The sequence below is a fragment of the Achromobacter sp. MUI-25009338 genome (genome assembly GCF_057359325.1).
The window spans coordinates 376,355-397,400 of the sequence record NZ_CM170627.1; the positions used below are offsets into that span (position 1 = coordinate 376,355).

A 21,046-nucleotide genomic window follows, 5' to 3' on the forward strand; every position below is an offset into this window, starting at 1 on the left:
GGGAAGGCGCTCAGGCGACCTGCTGGCCGGCCAGGCGGGCCAGTTCGGCGGCGTCGGGCATGCAGCCGTCGAACCACAGGCTGGCGCACACCGCGGACATGGCGCGGCCGTCGTGGCCGATGCCGGGCACGACCTGCAGCTTCCAGCCGAACGGCACGCCGCGGCGCTCGGCTTCCTTGCGGCCGAACTCGTAGTAGTTCTGCGCGCGCGCGAAACGGTGCGGTCCCTGGCGCATGGCGGCCGGCTCGGACGGCAGGTTGGGGTCGTCGGTGGCGATGTCCTGGTCGCCGGCCAGGATGGTCATGGGATAGGCCAGCAGCTTCACCAGGTGCGCTTCGGTCAGGCCGACGCCGTCCATGCCTTCGGGGAAGGGATGGTCGAAGGTGGGCAGGGTGTACCAGCCCGGGTTGCCGGCGGTCACGGCCTTGAACGGCGCGTGCGACTGGCTGCTCATCAGGCGGTGCACGAACTGGCCGCCCGCCGAATGGCCGAACAGGTGGACGTTCTGGCCGTCGGTGATCTCGGCGGCGATCAGGTCCTTGATGACGTTGCCGACCAGCGCATAGGTCCAGCCGTCGACGTGGCGCGGATTGCCGCCGGCCGAGAACACGCGGCCGTTGTTGTAGCTTTCCACGCCGGGCCAGATCTCGTTGGAGAAGGTCGGCGCCACGATCAGCAGCTTGTGCTTGTCGGCGGCGGGCACCCAGAAGTCGCGGTATTCGTCGCCGTTGCGCAGCACGCCGTGCTGCACGATGACCACCGGCCGGTCCGGCGTGTAGCCGTAGGGGCGGTAGGTCTGCAGCTTGAACGGACGGTCGGCGTTGCGGTCCTCGTCCACGTACTGGATGGCGTTGCGGCCGGCATGGCCCAGTTCGATGGCGATGCGGTCGACGTTGGACATTTCGGAAGGTTTCATCAGGCGTGCGCCTCATTCAGGTGGCAGGCCGACCAGTGGCCCGCCGAGATTTCTTTCAGTTCCGGCGCCTGTTCGCGGCAGCGCGGCATGGCGTGGGGGCAGCGGGGATTGAAGGTGCAGCCCGGCGGCGGATTCAGGGGCGAGGGGATCTCGCCCTTGATCGGGGTGAACTTGCGGCCGCGGCGGCCCACGTCCGGCACTTCGGCCATCAGGGCCTGAGTGTACGGGTGGTTGGCGCGCGCGAAGATCTCGGCCGAGGTGGAGATTTCCACGATCTTGCCCAGGTACATGATGGCCACGCGGTCGGAGATGTGCTTGACCACGCCCAGGTCATGGCTGATGAACAGGTACGTGAAACCGTGCTGTTCGCGCAGATCCATGAACAGGTTGATGACCTGGGCCTGGATGGACACGTCCAGCGCGGCCACCGGTTCGTCGCAGACCAGGAACTTGGGCGCCACCATCAGCGCGCGGGCGATGCCGATGCGCTGGCGCTGGCCGCCGGAGATTTGGTGCGGGAAGCGGTCGCGGTATTCGGCGTCCAGGCCCACTTCGGCGAGCGCGCGGTCGATGCGCGCCGGAATCTCGGCGGCCGGCGCCAGCTTGTGGACCTTGAGCGCTTCGCCCAGGATCTGGCGCAGGCGCTGGCGCGGATTGAGCGAGGCCTGCGGGTCCTGGAAGATCATCTGCACGCCCAGCGTATAGGCCAGCTTGTCCGCGCCGCGCAAGCGGTTGGCGTCGCGGCCCTGGTACAGCAGTTCGCCTTCGGTCTGGCGGTGCAGGCCGGCCACGACGCGGCCCAGCGTGGACTTGCCGCAACCGGATTCGCCGACCAGGCCCAGCACTTCGCCGCGCCTGATCGACAGGTCCACGCCGTTGACCGCGTAGACGGTGCGGCGGTCGATGGGGCGGCCGGCCACGGCCAGGATGCGCTGGGCCAGGTCGGGACGCTGCTCGAATCGCTTATGGACGTTCTTGAGCTCGATGACGGGAGTATCGGCTTGGCTCATACGGACTGGGCCTCGCGGGCAATCGGCGCATAGCAGCGGTAGCTGCGCGGGCCTTCGGTGGTGACGGTGGGCGCTTGCTCGGTGCAGCGCGTGACGGCGCTGGTGCAGCGCGGACGGAACGGACAGCCCGAGGGGCGGCCGGCCAGGCTGGGGGCCATGCCGTCGATCTGGTGCAGGCGCGCGCCGGGCCGGGTGGCGCCGGGCATGGAGTCGAGCAGGCCCTTGGTATAGGGGTGGCGCGGGGCGTCCAGCACCTGCTCGACCGGGCCGCTTTCGACGATGCGGCCGGCATACATCACGGCCACGCGGTCGGCCAGCTCGGCCACCACGCCCAAGTCGTGGGTGATCCAGATCAGCGCCGTGTCGTGCTCGCGGCAGATCTCCTGCATGCGGTAGAGGATCTGGCCCTGGATGGTGACGTCCAGCGCCGTGGTCGGCTCGTCGCAGATGATCAGGTCGGGCTTGTTCAGCATCGCGATGGCGATCGCCACGCGCTGGCGCATGCCGCCCGAGAATTCGTGCGGATAGCTCTTCAGGCGCTTTTCCGGCGAGGGGATGCCCACCATCGCCAGCGCCTCGCGGCAGCGCTCCTCGGCCTCGGCGCGCGAGACGTTCTCGTGCGTGAGGATGGCCTCCATCATCTGCTCGCCGATGCGCAGCACCGGGTTGAGCGTCATCAGCGGGTCCTGGAAGATCATGGCGATGCGGTTGCCGCGCAACTGGCGCATCTGTTCTTCGGAGAGCTTGCGCAGGTCGGTGCCCTTGAACTTCACTTCGCCGTCCACCACTTCGCCGGGCGGGTCGATCAGGCCCAGCAGCGAAAAGCCGGTGACGGATTTGCCGGAGCCGGACTCGCCGACCAGGCCGACGATCTCGCCGCGGCGCACGGTCAGGTCGACGCCGTCGACCGCCAGCCAGGCGCCGGCCTCGGTATGGAATGCGGTGCGCAGGCCGCGCACCTCCAGTAGGGTTTCGCTCATTTCAGATTTCCATTGCGCGGGCATTGCCCAGCGGGGCCGCGCGGAGCCGGCTTTGCCGGTCCGCAGCGGCGCCCCCTTGAGGGGGAAGCGCGCAGCGCTTCGGGGGTGGGCTGTTCATGCTCGTCGCGGGTCCAGGGCTTCGCGCAGGCGGTCGCCCACGATGTTGATGGAAAGAATCAGCAGCAGCAGGGCGATGCCCGGGAACAGGCTGATCCAGTAGTCGCCCGACAGCAGGTACTGGAAGCCGTTGGAGATCAACAGGCCCAGCGAGGGTTCGGTGATCGGCACGCCCACGCCCAGGAACGACAGCGTCGCTTCCAGCGCGATGGCGGTGGCGATCTGGATGGTGGCGAACACCATCACGGGGCCCAGGCAGTTGGGCAGCAAATGGAACAGCATGATGCGCCAGGCCGGAAAGCCCAGGTTGGCGGCCGCTTCCACGTATTCCTTGCGGCGTTCCTGCAGCGCGCGGCCGCGCATGATGCGCGCGTAGTGGCCCCACTGCACCAGCACCAGGGCGAGGATCACCTTGTCCACCCCGCGCCCCAGCACCACCAGCAGCACCAGCGCCACCAGGATGGTGGGAAAGCCCAGGATGAAGTCCACGATGCGCATCAGCACGGTGTCGACCAGGCCGCCGATGTAGGCGGCCACCAGGCCGACCGCGCCGCCGACCGCGGTGGCCAGCACCACGGCGGACAGGCCCACCATCAGGCTGATGCGCAGGCCATACAGGATGGCGCTGAGCATGTCGCGGCCCTGGTCGTCGGTGCCGAGCCAGGCGATGCTGCCGTCCATCAGCGCCTGGCGCGGCGCCAGGCGGCCGTCCATGAGCGACAGGTTGGCCAGGTCGTAAGGGTTCTGCGGCGCGAAGTAGGGCGCGAAGACCACCAGGACGATCAGGATGGCCAGCGCGATGACGGAGCCGCGCACCGTCGGGCGCGCGTGCAGTTTCTTGAGGATGGCGGCGCGCCGGGGCGTCTCGGCCAGGGGCTGGACGGTGCGGGTGCGGCCGGGATTGGGAATTTGAGCCATGGCGGATTATTGAGCGGGAGTCACGAGCTGCACGCGCGGGTCGAGCGTGGCGTACAGGATGTCCACAACCAGGTTGATGATCACGAAGATCAGGGTGACCAGCATCACGTAGGCCACCACGACCGGGCGGTCGAGCTGATAGACGCTGTCGATGAGCAGCTTGCCCATGCCCGGCCATGCGAACACGGTCTCGGTGATGGTGGAGTAGGCGATGAGGGTGCCGAACTCCATGCCGATCACGGTGACCACGGGGATCAGGATGTTGCGCAGGATGTGGCGGCGCACGATGCGGCCGGGCTTGACGCCCTTGGCGCGGGCGAACTTCACGTAGTCCTGGCTGCGCGCCTCGACCACGCCGGAGGCCGTCAGGCGCAGCACCAGCGCGATGTTGGCCAGCGCCAGGTTGATGGCCGGCATGATCAGGTGCGACCAGCCGTCGGCGGTCAGGATCGACAGCGGCACGCCCAGCACGCTGACCGTGTCGCCGCGGCCCGTGGCCGGCAGCCAGCCCAGCCACACCGCGAACAGCAGGATCAGCATCATGCCCTGCCAGAAGTTGGGCAGCGAAAAGCCCAGCACCGACGAGGCCATGATGCCGCGGCCCAGCGGCTGGTCGCGGTACAGGCCCGCGACCAGGCCCAGCGGAATGCCGAACACGCAGGTCAGCAGGATGGCCACGACCACCAGTTCGAAGGTGGCAGGGATGCGCTGCACGATCAGCTCGATGGCGGGGATGCCGTGCACGAAGGACGTGCCCAGGTCGCCGTGCAGCGCGCGCCATAGAAAGCCCGTGTATTGCTGCCACACCGGCAGGTCCAGGCCGAGGCGGGCGATCATCGCCTCGCGCGCGGCCTGGCTGGCTTCGGGGCTGACCAGCAGCTCGATCGGATCGCCCACCGCGTAGACCGCGAAGAAGACCACGACCGACACGGCCAGCAGCACGAACAGACTCTGGATCAGTCTGCGTAGGATGAAGAGGGCCACTTGATGATTTCCTTGGTGGGCTCGGGGTTGGGGGTGTAGACCTTATTTGTTGGCGGGCCTGGCCGACATGGCCAGCGTGTACTGGTCGGCCCGGCCTTCGTAGGTCAGGCCCTTGCGGAACGCCCAGATGCTGCTTTCGAAATGCAGGGGGATGCTGGGCAGGTCGGCCAGCGCCAGGGTCAGCGACTGCTGCAGCAGTTTTTCGCGCGCGGCCGGGTCCACGGTGACCAGGGCGCGCTTGAACACGCCGTCGAACTCGGGGTTGTCATAGCCGCCGTAGTTGCTGGTGCCCAGGCCGTGTTCCTTGTCGTACTTGCTGACCCAGTACTGCAGGAAGGACGAGGCTTCGCCGGTTTCGGACGACCAGCCGCCCATGGCGAAGCTGAACTCGCGCTTGGCGCGCTTGGGGAAGTAGACCGAGCGCGTCATGGTGTCCACGGTGGTCTTGATGCCCACGCGCGACAGGTATTGCGCCACCGCCTGCGTGACCTGCGCATCGTTGATGTAGCGGTCGTTGGTGGACGAGACGGTCAGCTCGAAGCCGTCCGGGTAGCCGGCCTCGGCCAGCAGCTTCCTGGCGGCGGCCGGGTCGTACTTGAGCTCGGGCGGATTGGGCAGCGTGCCGAACATGCCGTCGGGCAGGAACTGGTTGGCCGGCGTGGCGGCGCCGTCCATGATGCGGGCGGCGATGGTCTTGCGGTCGATGGCCAGCGAAATCGCGCGGCGCACGCGCACGTCCTGCAGGGGATTCTTGCCGTTGGCGGCCTTGACCAGCGGACTGGGATCGCGGCCCACGTCGGGCTGGAAGTACACCACGCGCACCGAGGGGGTGATGACGTGGCCGAAGCCCGGGGTCTCGGAGATGCGCTTCACGTCGCGCGCGGCGGGGTTTTCGATCAGGTCGAAGTCGCCCGCCAGCAGGCCGGTCAGGCGCGGGCCGGCGGCCGGCACCGGCACCAGCTTCACGTCCTTCCATGCCGGCTTGTCGCCCCAGTAGGCGTCGTTGCGCGTCAGCTCGATGCCGGTGCCCTTGACGTAGCTTTTCAGGGTGTACGGCCCGGTGCCGATCACCGAGCGGCCGGTATTGAAGTCGGCCACGGTGGGCCAGGCGCCGGTGACGCCGCACTTGTTCTTCAGGTCGAAGGTGATGGGGCCGTGTTCGGCGATGCCGTTCCACAGCATGCCCATGCGGGTCAGGTCGTTGGGCAGCAGCGGATAGGGCTGGCGCGTCCTGATCACCAGGGTATTGCCGTCGCGCACCTGCACGTCGGCGAACTTCTGCACGATGGACGGATACGAGCTGCTGATGGACTGCTCGTTGTTGACCACGCGGCAGAAGGTGAAGAGCACGTCCTGCGCCGTGAACGGCTGGCCGTTGGAGAACTTGACGCCCTCGCGCAGCGTGAATTCCCAGGTCGTGTCGTCCACCGGCTTCCAGGCCGTGGCCAGGCGCGGGATCAGGTTCATCTTGGCGTCCTGCCCCACCAGCGTCTCGAACATGTGCGAGGTCATCGCGTCGTTCGGCGTGGCCTGGTGATAGTGCGGGTCCATCGAGGTCGGCTCGGACGAAAGGCCGATCCTGAGGACGCCGGCGTCCTGGGCCAGCGCCGGCGCACATGCGGCCAGCGTACAGGCGGCGATGAGGCTGCGGTAGTAGGTCTGGGCGGGCATGGTTTTTTTCCCCTTTGCTGTCTCGGATGTTATGTGGCGGCGCGGCGCGCCGGACGCGTCAGGCGATGGGCTGCGCCAGCCGCACCACGGTCACGCCGGGCCGCAGGTTGGCGGTCGAGGGCATGATCAGCACGCAATCGTCATAGGGCGTGACCACCGGCTCGCCTTCGGACCAGCCGATCAGCGTGCCGGCCTTGGCCAGCGTCTCCAGGCCCTTCCAGGGCTGGGCGAAGCGGAAATCCGCGCTCTTGGCGGCGATGGCGTGGGTGACGCGCAGCGCGCGCTGCGCCGGCGCGTCGGGGGCGAACCAGGAGGCGGGCAGGTCGCCGCGGTCCACGGCGCCGGCCGCCGCCAGGAAGCGCGCCATCTGGTCGACGGCCACGTCGCGCGCCTCGGGCGCGCCGTGAAAGCCGCATTCGATCAGCAGCGAGCGGGTGCCGTTCTCACCGGCCGCACCGAAGCGGCCGTAGTCGCGCATGCGCACGCCGGCGGCGTGGCCGGCGTCGGCGATGATGGTGCCCGGATTGCCCAGTTCCAGCGCCAGGTCGATATTGCGCTGCTGCATGCCGGTCAGCTGCAGCGGCACGTCGGAATTGCTCATCGAGTGGAAGTCCAGCAGCCAGTCGGCCCGCTCCACCCAGGGCCGCAGTTCGGCGGCGCGGCGCCGTTCCTGGCTGCTGGGCGTGTCGAGCTTGTCGCCGCTCCAGACCCGGTTCATGTCTTCGTCGACGAAGCGGGCAGGGGCATAGTTGGCGGGATCGAAGCGGTCGAAGGCCGCCAGGTTGCAGAACGCCAGCGTCAGCGAGCCGCGGCGCGGCCGCAGGCCGGCGGCCAGCGCCTCTTTCAGCGCCCAGGCGCCGCACAGTTCGTTGCCGTGGATCAGCGCGCTGAGCATCACATGCCGGCCCGGCGCGCCCGAATCGAAATGCCAGACGCCCGGCGTGTCCGTGTTGCCCGACCGCTCTGCGGACAGGTCCGGACAGGCAAGTAGAAATGGGCGCGGAACAGACGCGGCGGCGGGCGTAGGCATGGGGACTCCGATGAAGCGACGGGATTGTATAGGCGATGGCGCGGACGTTGACGGCTAGGCGCCGGAAATGGCCGCGCGGCGCACGGTCAGGTGCGCTGGAATGGCTGCAAACACGGGTTTTCCCTTATATATGGGGCGCGTCATGGGCGCGCCGCCTTCGAGTATTGGCCGAATTCTAGGAGCTTGGTTGCTTTCTCTACAATTAGAAAATTTATCGTGAGCTTTGCGGAAAAGGCAAAGCTTGCTCAACCATTCCCCGTGGGCCTGGAGGTCGGACGTGCACGGCATCGCCTTGAAGTACTTTCTGGAGGTCGCCCAGGCGGGCAGCCTGAGCGGCGCTTCCGAGCGCCTGCACGTGGCGGTGTCGGCCATCAGCCGGCAGATCGCCAAGCTGGAGGAGGAGGCGGGGGCGCCGCTGTTCGAGCGCGCGGCCCGCGGCATGGTGCTGAGCGAGGCGGGGCGACTGATGCTGGCGCACGCGCGGCGCACCATGCTGGAAGCCGATTCGGTGCTGCAGGAGATCGCCGCGCTCAAGGGCGTGGCGCGCAACGAGATCCGCGTGGCCTCGGTCGAGGGCGTGGCGCGCATTTTCCTGCCCTCGGTGATGGCGCGGTTTCGCCGCGACTGGCCGGACATCCGCTTCGACCTGCACGTGGGCTCGCCCGCCGAGGTCAGCCGCCGGGTGGTCGAAGGCAGCGCCGAGCTGGGCATGGCCTTCATCGCCGAGCGCATCGGCGGGGTCAGCGCGCGCTACTCGCGGCGCGCGCCTGTGCACGCGGTCATGGCGGCCGACCATCCCCTGGCCGGCCGCGCCAGCGTCAGCCTGCAGGACCTGAGCAAATACCCGCTTGCGCTGACCGGGCCGGGCACCACCACCCGCCAGCTGTTCGAAATGGGCTGCGCGCTGGAGTCGGTGCAGCTGGAGCCGGCGCTGACCTGCAATGATTCTTCGCCGCTGCACGGCTTCGTGTTCGGCTCCGACGCCATCATGCTCAGCGGCTATATCTCGGTGGCCTGGAGCCTGCGGCGCGACGAATTGATCGCCGTGCCGATCTCCAACGCCGAACTGCAGTCGCGCACCCTGCAGATCCAGGTCATGCCGGGCCGGGTGCTGCCGCCGGCGGCCGAGGCCTTCGTGGCGCTGCTGTCGCAGGAACTGGACCGCGCGCTGCAAGGCAGCGCGGCCTAGCCAATAAAAAACGGCTGCCCGCGGGCAGCCGTTTTCAGGTTCGGACGGACCCGATTACTTCTTGTCGGGCGTGACCGAGGTGGCCAGCGTGTACTGGTCGCGGCGGCCTTCGTAGGTGATGCCCTTGCGGAAGGCCCAGATGCTGCTTTCGAAGTGCAGCGGGATCAGCGGCACGTTGTCCAGCGCGATCTGGGTGGACTGCTGCAGCAGCTGCTCGCGCTTGGGCGCGTCCACCGTCACGATGGCCTGCTTGTAGACCTTGTCGAACTCGGCGTTGCTGAAGCCGCCGTAGTTGCTGGTGCCCAGGCTCTTGGGCGAATCCAGCGAGGCCACCCACAGCTGGAACAGCGCCGAGGCCTCACCCGTTTCCGCCGGCCAGCCGCCCATCGAGAAGCTGAACTCGCGCTTGGCGCGCTTGGGGAAATAGATGGAAGCCGTCATGGCGTCCACGTTGGTCTTGATGCCGACGCGGGCCAGGTACTGGGCCACGGCCTGCGCCACCTGGCCGTCGTTGACGTAGCGGTCGTTGGTCGAGGACAGGGTCAGCTCGAAGCCGTTGGGGTAGCCGGCCTCGGCCAGCAGCTTCTTCGCGCCCTCGGGGTCGTACTTGATTTCCGGGGCCTTGGGCAGGGCGCCGAACATGCCGTCGGGCATGTACTGGTAGGCCGGGGTGGCCATGCCGTCCATGATGCGGGCGGTGATGGCCTTGCGGTCGATGGCCATCGAAATCGCCTTGCGTACGCGCAGGTCCTGCAGCGGGTTCTTGCCGTCGGCGCTCTTGACGAAGGGGCTGGGGTTGCGGGCGACGTCCGGCTGGAAGAACACCAGGCGGGTCGACGGCGTGGCCACGAAGCCGAACTTCGGATTGTCCTTCAGGCGCGGCAGATCGCGCGCGGCCGGGTTTTCGATCATGTCGAAGTCGCCCGACAGCAGGCCGGTCAGGCGCGGGCCGGCCGAGGGCACCGGCACGAACTTCACTTCCTTCCAGTAGGGCTTGGGACCCCAGTAGTTCTCGTTGCGCACCAGCTCGATGCCGGTGCCCTTGACGTAGGACTTCAGGGTATACGGGCCGGTGCCGATGGCGTCCTTGCCGTTGTTGAAGTCGGCCACCGTGGGCCAGGCGCCGGTGACGCCGCAACCCTTCTTGGGATCGAACGTCAGCTTGCCGTGCTCGACGATGCCGTTCCAGATGATGGGCAGCGAGCGGGCCAGTTCGGCCGGCATCAGCGGGAACGGCTCGCCGGTCTTGATGATCACGGTGTGCGCGTCCGGCGTCTGCACGTCGGTGATGCGCTTGGTCATGTCCATGTAGGACTGCGACACGTTGGTTTCGTTGTTCAGCGTGCGGCAGATGGTGAACAGCACGTCCTCGGACGTGAACGGCTTGCCGTTGGAGAACTTGACGTCGTCGCGCAGCTTGAATTCCCAGGTATTGTCGTCCAGGGTCTTCCACGAGGTGGCCAGCGCCGGCACCAGCTTCATGTCGGCGCTGCGGCCCACCAGCGAACTGTAGACGTGCGCCGAGAACGCATCGTTCTGCGTCATCTTGTGATAGTGGGGGTCCGCCGAGGTGGGTTCGGCCGACAGGCCGATCTTCAGCGTCTGGGCCTGGGCGGCGGCCAAGGGAATGGCGGCGGCCGCAAGGGCCAGCGTGGTGCGCAACTTCATGGTGACAACTCCGGATGGGGAACGAACCGGATCGTGCTTGCGCGTAACCGCCTGCGCCGGCCGCGCAGGCGGGCCGCCCGCTGGGGAGCTCAGGGAGTTTTGGCGCCAGGCACGACGGCAAGGGGCCGATTATCGGTAGGGGCTTCGCGCGCTGTCAATCTGCAACGGCGATTGCGGCGCTAGGGAAAACGCCGAGAGGAAGGGGAGAGAGGGCGTCGCGGGGGCCCCGGAATACGGGGCCGGCGCGGCGCGAAGGCGCTGCGGTGAGGGTCGCGGCGCCGAAGGCCGCCTGCCGATGTCCCGGCAGGCGGGGCGCGCCAGACTGATCGCGGGAGATCGATCGCGATTCAGGCCGGCGCGGCAGGGCTTACCACTGCGAGCCGGAGAAGCGCGAGCTGGCGGCGCGGGCCTTGTTCATCGAATCGTTCACTTCGTCGATGAAGGACAGCACGGCGGCAACGGCTCCGATCACGGCTTTGCCGGCCTTCTTCAGGCTGGTCAGCGGATGGGCATTCGGTTGGTTTTCGAGAGCGCCGCGGAGCAGGTCACGCTCCAGCGCGTCGGTCAGGCGGGCAGTGTGGTTCAGGGTCAGTTCGCTCATGGCTTTCTCCAGTCCGTTTCGTCATGGGGTAAACCATTATAGGGATAACCCTAGGATAAAAGCAACGAGTCTTTTAGGGTAAACCCCTAGTATGTTGTAAAAATGTTTATGCGGCAGGCACTTACGGGACATTTCCCCTGGGAAAGCGCCTTATCGGCCGCCGTTGCGCAGGCGGCGGGCGGCGTCGGCCAGCTCCCCCGCCGTCAGGCCGACGGGCCCGATGCCCGCGGCCACCAGGGCGTCGGCCGCTGCGCCGTGCAGCCAGACGGCGCCGGCCACGGCCTGCTCCAGCGGCAACTGCTGCGCGAGCAGCGCGCCCAGCATCCCGGCCAGCACGTCGCCGGTGCCGGCGGTGGCCAGCCCCGGGTTGCCGCTGGGGTTGGTCTGCAGCGCGCCTTGCGGCGAGCACACCACGGTGCCCGCGCCCTTGAGCACGATCCACGCGCCGTAGCGCCGGGCCAGCTCGCGGGCCGCGCCCGGCCGGTCCGCCTGGACGTCGGCGGTGCCGGCGCCCAGCAGGCGCGCCGCCTCGGCCGGATGGGGGGTGAGCACCACCGGGCCGGCGCCCCAGCCGGGCTGGATCTCGCCGCGCGCCAGCAGGTTCAGGGCGTCGGCGTCCAGCACCAGCGGCGCCTCGCGCCGCAATACGAACAGTTCGGACAGGATATTGGCGGCCAGCAGGCCGGTGCCGATGCCGCAGCCGGCCACCCAGGCGGTGACGCCCAGGTCCGCTTCCAGCAGCGAGCGGGCGTCGCGCAGCATCAGCTCGGGCTGCAGCGGGTCGCAGGCCAGCGGTGCGGCCTCCTGGGCGAAGCCGACCAGCACCTTGCCGGCGCCGGTTTTCAGCGCGGCGCGCGCGGCCAGCAGCGCCGCGCCGGTCATGCCCGGCCCGCCGCCCACCACGCCGACGGTGCCGAAACTGCCTTTGTGCGTGTCCGGGCCGCGTGGGGCGAACAGGGCGGGCAGGGCGGCCGGGTCGATCATGCCGCCGGACGGCGGGGCGGAAGTATTCATGGGCTGGGGCTCCGGACGGATTCGGCTTAAGGTAGATGCCGGTATCCACTATAGTGCGCCGCAACGGCCCGGCGCCCGGGAATAACGACATGGAGCAGACAATGACCGACATCACCCTCGAACACTATGCGGCCTACGAGGCCCTGAAGCTGCGCCGCCACCCGGGCGGCGTGCTGGAACTCATCATGGGCTCGCGCGGCGGCGTGCCGGGCAAGCTGTCCACGGCCGACGACCGCATGCACCGCGAACTGGCCGACATCTGGCGCGACATCGACACCGATCCGGACACCCGCGTGGTGGTGATCCGCGGCGAAGGCAAGGGCTTCTCGGGCGGCGGCGACCTGGACCTGGTGCAGCAGATGGCCGACGACTTCGACGTGCGCGCCCGCGTCTGGCGCGAGGCGCGCGACCTGGTCTACAACATCATCAACTGCAACAAGCCCATCGTGTCCGCCATGCACGGCGCAGCGGTGGGCGCGGGCCTGGTGGCGGGGCTGCTGGCCGATATTTCCATCGCCGCGCGCGACGCGCGCATCATCGACGGGCATACCCGCCTGGGCGTGACGGCCGGCGACCACGCCGCCATCGTCTGGCCGCTGCTGTGCGGCATGGCGCGCGCCAAGTACTACCTGATGCTGTGCGAAACCGTCACCGGCGAAGAGGCCGAGCGCATCGGCCTGGTGTCGCTGTGCGTGGACGAGGCCGAACTCATCGGCCGCGCCTTCGAGATCGCCAACCGGCTGGCGGCCGGCTCCCAGACCGCCATCCGCTGGACCAAGTACTCGCTGAACAACTGGCTGCGCATGGCCGGCCCCAGCTTCGATACCTCGCTGGCCCTGGAGTTCATGGGCTTCGGCGGCCCGGACGTGCGCGAAGGCATCCAGTCCCTGCGCGAACGCCGGGCGCCGAACTTCCGGCCGGATTCGCCGTTCTGAGGGGGGATGCCGGCTGGCGCCGGCCGATGGGTTTCGCGCGTTCGGCGCTTGGTTGTTTGCGTAGACGGTCTCGCGCTGCACCCATCCTACGTCGCGATCCGCCCGTAGGATGGGTATAGCGCGCCGCCCTCATCACAAGAACACGACTGCCGAGCGCGCGAAACCCATCGGCCACCCCCAACCCCTATTTCTTGAAAAACCGCGCGAACGCGGCCTGCGCTTCTTCGGATTGCAGGCGCACGCGGAACTGCTGGGCTTCGTAATCCAGCGTTTCCTCGATGGCCTGGCGGTCCGGGCGGCGCAGCATGGCCTTGGTCAGGCGCAGGGCGGCCGGGGGCTGGCGCGCCAGGTCGGCGGCGGCGGCCTGGGCGGCCGCCAGCGCCTGTCCGGACGGGGTGACCGCGGTGGCCAGGCCGGCCTGGGCGGCGTCCTGCGCCGAGAACGCCTTGCCCTGTAGCAGCCATTCGGCGGCGCGGCGCGCGCCCGCCAGCCGCGGCAGCAGCAGGCTGGAGGCGCCTTCCGGGCACAGGCCCAGCGCCACGAACGGCATGCGCAGGCTGGCGCCTTCGCCGACGTAGACGAAATCGCAATGCTGCAGCAGCGTCACGCCGATGCCGACGGCATGGCCCTCGACCGCGGCGATGACCGGCACGTCGGTCCCGATCAGGGCCCGCAGGAAGGTCATGCCGGCGCTGTCGCCGGCGCCGCGTTCGACCTGGAAGTCGCGCAGGTCGTTGCCGGCCGTGAAGTTGCCCCCCGCGCCGGTCAGGATCACGGCGGCCAGCGTCTGGTCGCCGCCCGCCAGCGTCAGCTGCTCGCTGAGTGCCGCGTAGGTGGCGACGTCGAGCGCGTTGCGGCGGTCGGGACGGTCTATGGTCAGCGTAAGGACGGCGCCGTCGCGCGCCACGTTGAGTCCCGCGCTCATGCGAAATCCCCGCCCGCCAGGCGCGTCTTGGCCTCGGCGTACTCGCGGCGCAGCGTGTCGACGATCTCGCGCGTGGGCAGCACGCTGGCGATGCCGCCCACGCCCTGGCCGGCGCCCCAGATGTCCTTCCAGGGCTTGACCCGGGTGCTGCCGAAGTTGGAGGCGCCGCTTTCCGGCGCCGGCAGGTTGGCCGGGTCCAGGCCGGCGGCGGCGATGCTGGCCTTCAGGTAGTTGCCCGGGATGCCGGTGAAGAACGGCGTGTAGAGGATGTCCGAGGCGCTGGCCTCGACGATGGCGGATTTGTAGCCGTCGCTGGCGTTGGCCTCTGCGCTGGCGATGAAGCGCGTGCCCATGTAGGCGAAGTCCGCGCCCATGGCCTGCGCGGCCAGCACGTGCGCGCCCGAGGTGATGGCGCCCGACAGGATCAGCGGGCCGTCGTAGAAGCGGCGCACTTCCGACACCAGCGCGAAGGGGCTGAGCGTGCCGGCATGGCCGCCCGCGCCCGCGCACACCAGGATGAGGCCGTCCACGCCGGCCTCCAGCGCTTTTTCGGCATGGCGCAGCGTGGTCACGTCGTGGAACACCTTGCCGCCCCAGTCGTGTATGCCCTTGACCAGGTCGCCGGGGGCGCGCAGGCTGGTGATCACGAGCGGCACCCGGTGGCTGGCGCACACCGCCAGGTCCTGGTCCAGCCGGTCGTTGGACTGGTGGATGATCTGGTTGACCGCGAACGGCGCCACCTTGGCGTCCGGATTGGCTTCGCGGTACGAGGCCAGCCCGGCCTGGACTTCGTCCAGCCAGTCGGTCAGCAGGCTTTGCGGGCGCGCGTTGAGCGCCGGAAACGCGCCCACGATGCCGCTGGTGCACTGCGCCACCACCAGCTTCGGATTGGACACGATGAACATGGGGGCGCAGATCACCGGCAGGGACATCTGGCCATACAAATCAGTCACGAGAGAGTGGGGCATAAGCGTCGTCGCGAAAAGAATTCCGAGGGCTTGAGCATTGCAGGCGGGTGTGCCTATAATTATCTACCGACCGTCCGGTAATTAATTAATCTTTATTAAACGGCATGCGCCGAAGCGCTGTCAATGGAGCCCGGTCCGGGCTTCCGCCAGCGCCGGCGCGGCCCTGAAAAGGCTGCCATGGCGACCTCCGCCCCTCCCGCCCAGAAACGCGCCCGCGCCGGCCGTCCGCCGTCCCTGGCGGCGCCGCGCGAACGCATCCTGGAAGAAGCCGCCAAGCTCTTCGCCCGCAGCGGCTATGACGGCAGCTCCGTGTCCGACCTGGCCGCCGCGCTGGGCGTGTCCAAGGCGGCGATCTATCACTACTACACCACCAAGCAGGACATCTACGACGCCATCATCCTGGCCGCGCTGAGCGGGCTGACGCAGGCCGTCGGCCAGGCGCTGGCCCGCGCCGACGGCGCCGGCGAGCGGCTGCGCGCCTTCATGCTGGCCCATGCGCGCTATTTCGAACAGCACCAGCCCGAATTCGTCACCATGCTGATCGGCTATTCCGGCATGGCGCTGGCCGAGCGCGAGGACGCCGCGCGCCTGCGCGACGGCTACGAGCAGCGCCTGCGCGAGGTCATCGCCCAGGGCGTGGCCGAAGGCGCGTTCCGGCCGCTGGACGTGCCCGCCGCCGGCCGCGCGGTGCTGTCGATGCTGAACTGGATGGTGCGCTGGTACAAGCCCGGCCAGGGCGAAACGGCGGAAGGCATCGCCGCCGGCTATTTCGATTTACTGATCGGCGGCATGCGCGCCTGAGCCCCGCCACACCTTTGAGACTTCCATCATGGCCCTCGACACCGAAACCCTGAACCTGCTGCTCGACGCGGTGCGCCGCTTCGTGCACGAACGCCTGATCCCCGCCGAAGAAGAACTGGCCGCCAGCGGCCAGGTGCCGCCCGACATCGTCGCGGAAATGCGCGACCTGGGCCTGTTCGGCCTGTCCATCTCGCCGGATTACGGCGGCCTGGGCCTGACCATGGAAGAGGAAGTGCGCGTGGTTTTCGAACTGGGCGAGACCTCGCCCGCGTTCCGCTCGCTGGCCGGCACCAACATCGGCATCGGCTCGCAGGCCATTGTGCTGGCCGGCACGGATGAACAGCGCCAGCGCTACCTGCCGCGGCTGGCCAGCGGCGAACTGATCGGCTCGTTCGCGCTGACCGAGCCGGACGCGGGCTCCGACGCGATGGCGCTGCGCCTGTCGGCGGTGCGCGACGGCGACGAGTACGTGCTCAACGGCACCAAGCGCTTCATCACCAACGCGCCCATCGCCGGCCTGTTCTCGGTCATGGCGCGCACCGCGCCCGAGCGCCGCGCCGGCTCGATCTCGTGCTTCCTGGTCGAGGCCGGGGCGCCGGGCCTGTCGATCGGCAAGCCCGACAAGAAAATGGGCCAGGCCGGCGCGCTGACCAGCGACGTGGTGTTCGACAACTGCCGCGTGCCGGCCAGCGCGCTGCTGGGCGGCGAGGAAGGCAACGGCTTTCGCACCTCGATGCGGGTGCTGGACAAGGGCCGCCTGCACATCTCGGCGCTGTGCGTGGGCATCGCCGAGCGGCTGCTGCGCGACGCCGTCAAGTACGCGCTGGAACGCAAGCAGTTCGGCCAGCCCATCGCCGAATTCCAGCTGATCCAGGCCATGATCGCCGACAGCCAGGCCGAGCTGTATGCCGCCCGCTGCATGGTGCTGGACGCCGCCCGCATGCGCGACCGCGGCGAGAACACCACCATGCAGGCCGCCTGCTGCAAGCTGTACGCCACCGAGATGGTGGGGCGCGTGGCCGACCGCGCGGTGCAGATCCACGGCGGCTCCGGCTACATGTCCGAATACGCGGTGGAGCGCTTCTACCGCGACGTGCGGCTGTTCCGCATCTTCGAGGGCACCTCGCAGATCCAGCAGCTGGTCATCGCCCGGGAAACGATCAAGGCGCATTCCTGAGCCTGCGTCCGGGCTAATATCCAGCTTGACCTACGTCGATCCGGCCCGGCTCGCGCGCCGCCGCGAGCCGGGCGTCCTCATTCTCTTCTAGCGAAAAGATTACCGATGTCGCAACGTCCCGCTCCCCTTACCGGCATACGTGTGCTCGACCTGACGCGCGTCCTGGCCGGCCCCTGGTGCACCCAGAATCTCGCCGACCTCGGCGCCGAGGTGATCAAGATCGAACGGCCCGGCTCGGGCGACGATACGCGCGCCTGGGGGCCTCCCTACCTGAAGGACGAGGCCGGCAACGACACCAGCGAGGCGGCCTACTACCTGTCGGCCAACCGCAACAAGCTGTCGGTGGCGCTGGACATCGCCTCGCCGCGCGGCGCCGAACTGGTGCGCGAACTGGCGCAGCAGTGCGACATCCTGGTGGAAAACTTCAAGGTCGGCGGCCTTTCCAAGTACGGCCTGGACTACGCCAGCCTCAAGGAAATCAATCCTCGCCTGATCTACTGCTCCATCACCGGCTTCGGCCAGAACGGCCCGTACGCCAGCCGTCCCGGCTACGACTTCATGATCCAGGGCATGGGCGGCCTGATGAGCATCACCGGCGAGCGCGACGACCTGCCCGGGGGCGGTCCGCAGAAGGCCGGCGTGGCCGTGGCCGACCTGATGACCGGCATGTATTCCACCGTGGGCATCCTGGCCGCGCTGCACGAACGCGCGCGCAGCGGCCTGGGCCAGCACATCGACATGGCGCTGCTGGACTGCCAGGTGGCGATGCTGGCCAACCAGAACCTCAACTACATGACCTCGGGCGTCGCGCCCCGGCGCGCCGGCAACGCGCACCAGAACCTGGTGCCGTACCAGGTGTTCGCGGCCAGCGACGGCCACCTCATCGTGGCGGTGGGCAACGACAGCCAGTTCCGCAACTACTGCGGCGTGATCGGCCTGCCCGAACTGTCGGCCGACCCGCGCTTCTCCACCAATCCGCAGCGCGTGAAGAACCGCGAGGAGCTGGTGCCGCTTCTGGCCGAGCGCATGGCCACCGGCGAACGCGACCACTGGCTCGCGGCCCTGGAAAGCGTGGGCGTGCCGGCCGGCCCGATCAACACGCTGGACCAGGTCTACGAAGACCCCCACGTGCTGGCGCGCGGCATGAAGCGCGAACTGCCCCATCCGGCCGCCGGCAAGGTGCCGATGGCGGCCAGCCCGCTGAAGTTCTCCGGCAGCCCGGTCGAATACCGCCGCCCGCCGCCCATGCTGGGCGAGCACACCGCGCAGGTGCTGTCCGAGCGGCTGGGGCTGTCGGCCGAAGAAATCGAGGCGCTGGCGCAGAGCCGGCCCTGAACCCAATTTCATATAGACCACAGGCAGGAGAGAGTTGATGACGGAGATTCAAACCATCGGCGTCGTGGGCGCCGGGGCCATGGGGCGCGGCATCGCGCAGATCGCGGCGCAGGCCGGCCTGCGCGTGCGCCTGTACGACACTAGCGCCGAGGCTGTGGCCAACGCGCGCGAGTCGCTGCGCCAGACCTGGGAAAAACTGGCCCAGAAGGGCAAGCTGAGCGCCGCCGACGCGCAGGCCGCGCTGGCGCGCGTGGAATCGGCCACCGCCCTGACCGACATGTCCAGCTGCCAGGTGGTGGTGGAAGCCATCGTCGAGCGCCTGGACGTCAAGCGCGACCTGTTCGCCGCGCTCGAAGGCGTGGTTTCCGAAGACTGCATCCTGGCCTCGAACACCTCGTCGCTGTCCATCACCGCCATCGCGGCCGCCTGCAAGCATCCGCGGCGCGTGGCCGGCTACCACTTCTTCAACCCGGTGGCGCTGATGAAGGTGGTCGAAGTCATCGACGGCCTGCGCAGCGCGCCCGAAGTCGGCGACACGCTGGCCGAGCTGGCGCGCCGCATGGGCCACACGCCGGTGCGCGCCAAGGACATGCCCGGCTTCATCGTCAACCACGCCGGGCGCGGCATGAACACCGAAGGCCTGCGCGTGGCGCAGGAGGCGGTGGCGTCCTTCGCCCAGGTCGACGCCGTGATGCGCGAACAGGCCGGTTTCCGCATGGGCCCGTTCGAGCTGCTGGACCTGACGGCGCTGGACGTGTCGCATCCCGTCATGGAGTCGATCTACCGCCAGTTCTTCGACGAGCCGCGTTTCCGCCCGTCGCCCATCACCACCGTGCGCCTGGCCGGCGGCCTGATCGGCCGCAAGGCCGGCGAGGGCTTCTACGTCTACGCCGACGGCCAGAAGCAGGTGCCGGCCGAGCCGCCGGTGCCGGCGCTGCCCGCCGACCTCAAGGTCTGGGTCAGCCCCAAGCATCCCGAAGGCTACGCGCGCGCCATCGCGCTGCTGGAAAAACTGGACGCCCGCCTGCTGAGCGGCTCCACGCCCGACGCCGACGCGCTGATCGTCGTCACGCCGTTCGGCGAGGACGTCTCCACCACGGTCTCGGCCCAGGGCCTGGACCCCGCGCGCACCGTCGGCCTGGACACGCTATACGCCTTCGACAGCGCCAAGCGCCGCACCATCATGGCCTCGCCGGCCACCGAAGAAAAATGGCGCGACGCCGCGCACGCGCTGCTGGCCGCCGACGGCGTGCCGGTCACGGTGATCGAGGATTCGCCCGGCTTCATCGCGCAGCGCATCGTGGCCATGATCGTCAACATCGCCAGCGACATCGCGCAGCAGAAAATCGCCACGCCGCAGGACATCGACCTGGCGGTGACGCTGGGCCTGGGCTATCCGACGGGCCCGCTGGCGCTGGGCGACAAGCTGGGCGCCGACCGCATCCTGGAAATCCTCAAGAGCATGCAACGCGTCACCGGCGACCCGCGCTACCGCCCCAGCCTGTGGCTGCAGCGCCGCGTGCAGCTGAACATGCCGCTGACGCAGGCGTAGGATGGGTGCAGCGCGAGAATCCTTAAGAAAGAACTCAAGTATCAAGCGCGCGTAACCCATCAGGCGGCGCAAGCCGCCGGGTTTCGCGGCCGGAGGCCAAACAGCGGCATGCGACGAAAGGCGGCGGCTGGCGCCGCCTGATGGGTTTCGCGCGCTCGATATCGGGGTGCTTGGTCAAGAAATCTCGCGCTGCACCCATCCTACCCCGTCTACCCCGTCGCGGCACACACAAAAAAGCCCCTCGCGAGAGGGGCTTTTTCGTATCGGCCGCCGCTTACTTGGCGGCGTCGACCATGTACTGCACGGCCGCGCGGATGTCCTCTTCGGAGGCATCGGCCGCGCCGCCCTTGGGCGGCATGGGCGGCTTGCCCTGCATGGCGACCTTCACCATGGCGTCCATGCCGGTCTTGATGTAGGGCTCCCAGGCGGCCTTGTCGCCGAACTTGGGGGCATTGGCCACGCCGGTGGCGTGGCAGGCGAAGCAGACGCTCTTGTACAGTTTTTCGCCGGCCGGGTTGACGGTGGCGGCGGCCTGCGGGGCGGCCGGGGCCGGCGCCTGCGCGGCCGGAGCCGGCGCCGCGGCGGGCGCGGGGGCCGCGGGCGCGGCGGCGGGAGCAGCGGCCGGTGCGGCGGCGGCTTCCTTCTTGTCGCCGCCCTCGGCCGGCGCTTCGGGTTCGGGCAGGGAGCCGCCCGACTTGTTGGCCATGTAGACCACGGCGCGCGCGACTTCGTAGTCGGACAGGGCCGGGTTGCCGCCCTTGGCGGGCATGCCGCCCTTGCCGTGCAGGGCCACGTTCAGCATGGCGTCGTAGCCGGCCTTGATGAACGGCGCCCAGGCGCCGTTGTCGCCGACCTTGGGCGCGCCGGCGACGCCGGCGGTATGGCAGGCCGTACAGACGGCGGCGAAGACCTGTTCGCCGGTCTTGAAGACCTTGGGCGCGTTGGCGTCGACCAGTTCGAAGCCCGCGACCGGGGCGATGCGCCTGGCGACGGCTTCGTTGGACAGCGTGTCCGAGCCGGCGCCGACTTTATTGCCTGTGGCCACCATGTTCACCAGGAGGATGATGATGGCGATGGGAACCACGAAAGCCAGTACGACCGTGACGATCAGTTGCTTCGGGGTCTTGATGGGGGAGGAGTGCTCTTCTATGTGTTCCTGCTCGTTGCTCATGACCAAATCCTGCTAACGGGTACCGGGGGCGCCTGGCGGCGGCAACAGAAAATCAGTACTGCACAAAAGTCGGCGGCAATGACG

Annotated in this window: 19 protein-coding genes; 6 read left to right on the plus strand and 13 right to left on the minus strand. The window is 68.8% G+C overall.

The genetic code is table 11. From position 1 onward, the window contains the following. Positions 1-10: 10 nt before the first annotated feature. The 7 genes from AC1IQ6_RS01770 to AC1IQ6_RS01800 all read right to left on the minus strand — a co-directional run bounded on the left by AC1IQ6_RS01770 (position 11) and on the right by AC1IQ6_RS01800 (position 7,626). Positions 11-916, minus strand: a complete 906-nt coding sequence (locus AC1IQ6_RS01770; RefSeq protein ID WP_102773211.1) for an alpha/beta hydrolase — start codon at positions 914-916, stop codon at positions 11-13. After that, positions 916-1,926 (minus strand): ABC transporter ATP-binding protein, encoded by a 1,011-nt coding sequence (locus AC1IQ6_RS01775; RefSeq protein ID WP_102773212.1) that lies wholly within the window; start codon positions 1,924-1,926, stop codon positions 916-918. Before AC1IQ6_RS01775 ends, AC1IQ6_RS01770 begins: the two co-directional genes overlap by 1 nt. Next, on the minus strand, positions 1,923-2,906 hold the full coding sequence (locus AC1IQ6_RS01780; RefSeq protein WP_102773213.1) for an ABC transporter ATP-binding protein: 984 nt from the start codon (positions 2,904-2,906) through the stop codon (positions 1,923-1,925). The genes AC1IQ6_RS01775 and AC1IQ6_RS01780 overlap by 4 nt, the downstream gene beginning before the upstream one ends. 114 nt (positions 2,907-3,020) lie before the next feature. Further along, positions 3,021-3,941 carry an ABC transporter permease gene (locus AC1IQ6_RS01785; protein ID WP_102773214.1) on the minus strand — a complete coding sequence of 307 codons (921 nt, stop codon included), beginning with the start codon at positions 3,939-3,941 and terminating at the stop codon, positions 3,021-3,023. 6 nt (positions 3,942-3,947) lie between these two features. Then, the gene (locus tag AC1IQ6_RS01790) at positions 3,948-4,925 is read right to left on the minus strand and encodes an ABC transporter permease (protein ID WP_102773215.1); all 978 of its coding nucleotides are present in this window, start codon (positions 4,923-4,925) and stop codon (positions 3,948-3,950) included. Positions 4,926-4,967: 42 nt separating this feature from the next. Continuing rightward, positions 4,968-6,596, minus strand: coding sequence for an ABC transporter substrate-binding protein (locus AC1IQ6_RS01795; RefSeq protein ID WP_111826090.1), 1,629 nt, complete (start codon positions 6,594-6,596; stop codon positions 4,968-4,970). 58 nt (positions 6,597-6,654) lie between these two features. Then, positions 6,655-7,626: a M14 family metallopeptidase gene (locus tag AC1IQ6_RS01800; protein ID WP_111826089.1), complete on the minus strand. Its 972-nt coding sequence runs from the start codon at positions 7,624-7,626 to the stop codon at positions 6,655-6,657. Positions 7,627-7,903: 277 nt separating this feature from the next. On the opposite strand from AC1IQ6_RS01800, the gene AC1IQ6_RS01805 reads away from it, so the two are divergent. Beyond that, entirely contained in the window at positions 7,904-8,815 is a 912-nt protein-coding gene (locus AC1IQ6_RS01805) for a LysR family transcriptional regulator (RefSeq protein WP_111826088.1), read from the plus strand. Between the two features lie 54 nt (positions 8,816-8,869). Here the strand turns inward: AC1IQ6_RS01805 and AC1IQ6_RS01810 are convergent, their stop codons facing one another. From AC1IQ6_RS01810 to AC1IQ6_RS01820, 3 genes are all read right to left on the minus strand, one after another. After that, a complete protein-coding gene (locus tag AC1IQ6_RS01810; RefSeq protein WP_111826087.1) occupies positions 8,870-10,483 on the minus strand; it encodes an ABC transporter substrate-binding protein in 1,614 nt (537 codons plus the stop codon). Positions 10,484-10,850: 367 nt separating this feature from the next. After that, positions 10,851-11,084: a hypothetical protein gene (locus tag AC1IQ6_RS01815; protein ID WP_102773220.1), complete on the minus strand. Its 234-nt coding sequence runs from the start codon at positions 11,082-11,084 to the stop codon at positions 10,851-10,853. A gap of 150 nt (positions 11,085-11,234) precedes the next feature. Continuing rightward, positions 11,235-12,098 carry an NAD(P)H-hydrate dehydratase gene (locus tag AC1IQ6_RS01820; RefSeq protein ID WP_485865718.1) on the minus strand — a complete coding sequence of 288 codons (864 nt, stop codon included), beginning with the start codon at positions 12,096-12,098 and terminating at the stop codon, positions 11,235-11,237. Between the two features lie 101 nt (positions 12,099-12,199). Between AC1IQ6_RS01820 and AC1IQ6_RS01825 the strand changes: the two genes are divergently transcribed. Then, on the plus strand, positions 12,200-13,033 hold the full coding sequence (locus tag AC1IQ6_RS01825) for an enoyl-CoA hydratase/isomerase family protein (protein ID WP_111826086.1): 834 nt from the start codon (positions 12,200-12,202) through the stop codon (positions 13,031-13,033). Positions 13,034-13,217: 184 nt separating this feature from the next. On the opposite strand, the gene AC1IQ6_RS01830 is transcribed toward AC1IQ6_RS01825, so the two are convergent. Together AC1IQ6_RS01830 and AC1IQ6_RS01835 are read right to left on the minus strand one after the other, a co-directional pair. After that, on the minus strand, positions 13,218-13,958 hold the full coding sequence (locus tag AC1IQ6_RS01830; RefSeq protein WP_102773223.1) for an enoyl-CoA hydratase-related protein: 741 nt from the start codon (positions 13,956-13,958) through the stop codon (positions 13,218-13,220). Further along, a complete protein-coding gene (locus tag AC1IQ6_RS01835; RefSeq protein WP_102773224.1) occupies positions 13,955-14,926 on the minus strand; it encodes an NAD(P)H-dependent flavin oxidoreductase in 972 nt (323 codons plus the stop codon). The genes AC1IQ6_RS01830 and AC1IQ6_RS01835 overlap by 4 nt, the downstream gene beginning before the upstream one ends. A gap of 177 nt (positions 14,927-15,103) precedes the next feature. Between AC1IQ6_RS01835 and AC1IQ6_RS01840 the strand changes: the two genes are divergently transcribed. The 4 genes from AC1IQ6_RS01840 to AC1IQ6_RS01855 all read left to right on the plus strand — a co-directional run bounded on the left by AC1IQ6_RS01840 (position 15,104) and on the right by AC1IQ6_RS01855 (position 19,791). Then, positions 15,104-15,727, plus strand: coding sequence for a TetR/AcrR family transcriptional regulator (locus AC1IQ6_RS01840; protein WP_102773225.1), 624 nt, complete (start codon positions 15,104-15,106; stop codon positions 15,725-15,727). Between the two features lie 28 nt (positions 15,728-15,755). Then, complete coding sequence (locus tag AC1IQ6_RS01845) at positions 15,756-16,904, plus strand: acyl-CoA dehydrogenase family protein (protein WP_102773226.1); 1,149 nt, start codon at positions 15,756-15,758, stop codon at positions 16,902-16,904. Positions 16,905-17,009: 105 nt separating this feature from the next. Then, a complete protein-coding gene (locus AC1IQ6_RS01850) occupies positions 17,010-18,239 on the plus strand; it encodes a CaiB/BaiF CoA transferase family protein (RefSeq protein WP_102773227.1) in 1,230 nt (409 codons plus the stop codon). A gap of 37 nt (positions 18,240-18,276) precedes the next feature. After that, a complete protein-coding gene (locus tag AC1IQ6_RS01855) occupies positions 18,277-19,791 on the plus strand; it encodes a 3-hydroxyacyl-CoA dehydrogenase (RefSeq protein ID WP_479730845.1) in 1,515 nt (504 codons plus the stop codon). A 274-nt stretch (positions 19,792-20,065) separates the two neighbouring features. Here AC1IQ6_RS01855 and AC1IQ6_RS01860 read toward each other — a convergent pair whose 3' ends face one another. Next, positions 20,066-20,962 carry a c-type cytochrome gene (locus tag AC1IQ6_RS01860; RefSeq protein ID WP_479730846.1) on the minus strand — a complete coding sequence of 299 codons (897 nt, stop codon included), beginning with the start codon at positions 20,960-20,962 and terminating at the stop codon, positions 20,066-20,068. Positions 20,963-21,046 lie beyond the last annotated feature (84 nt).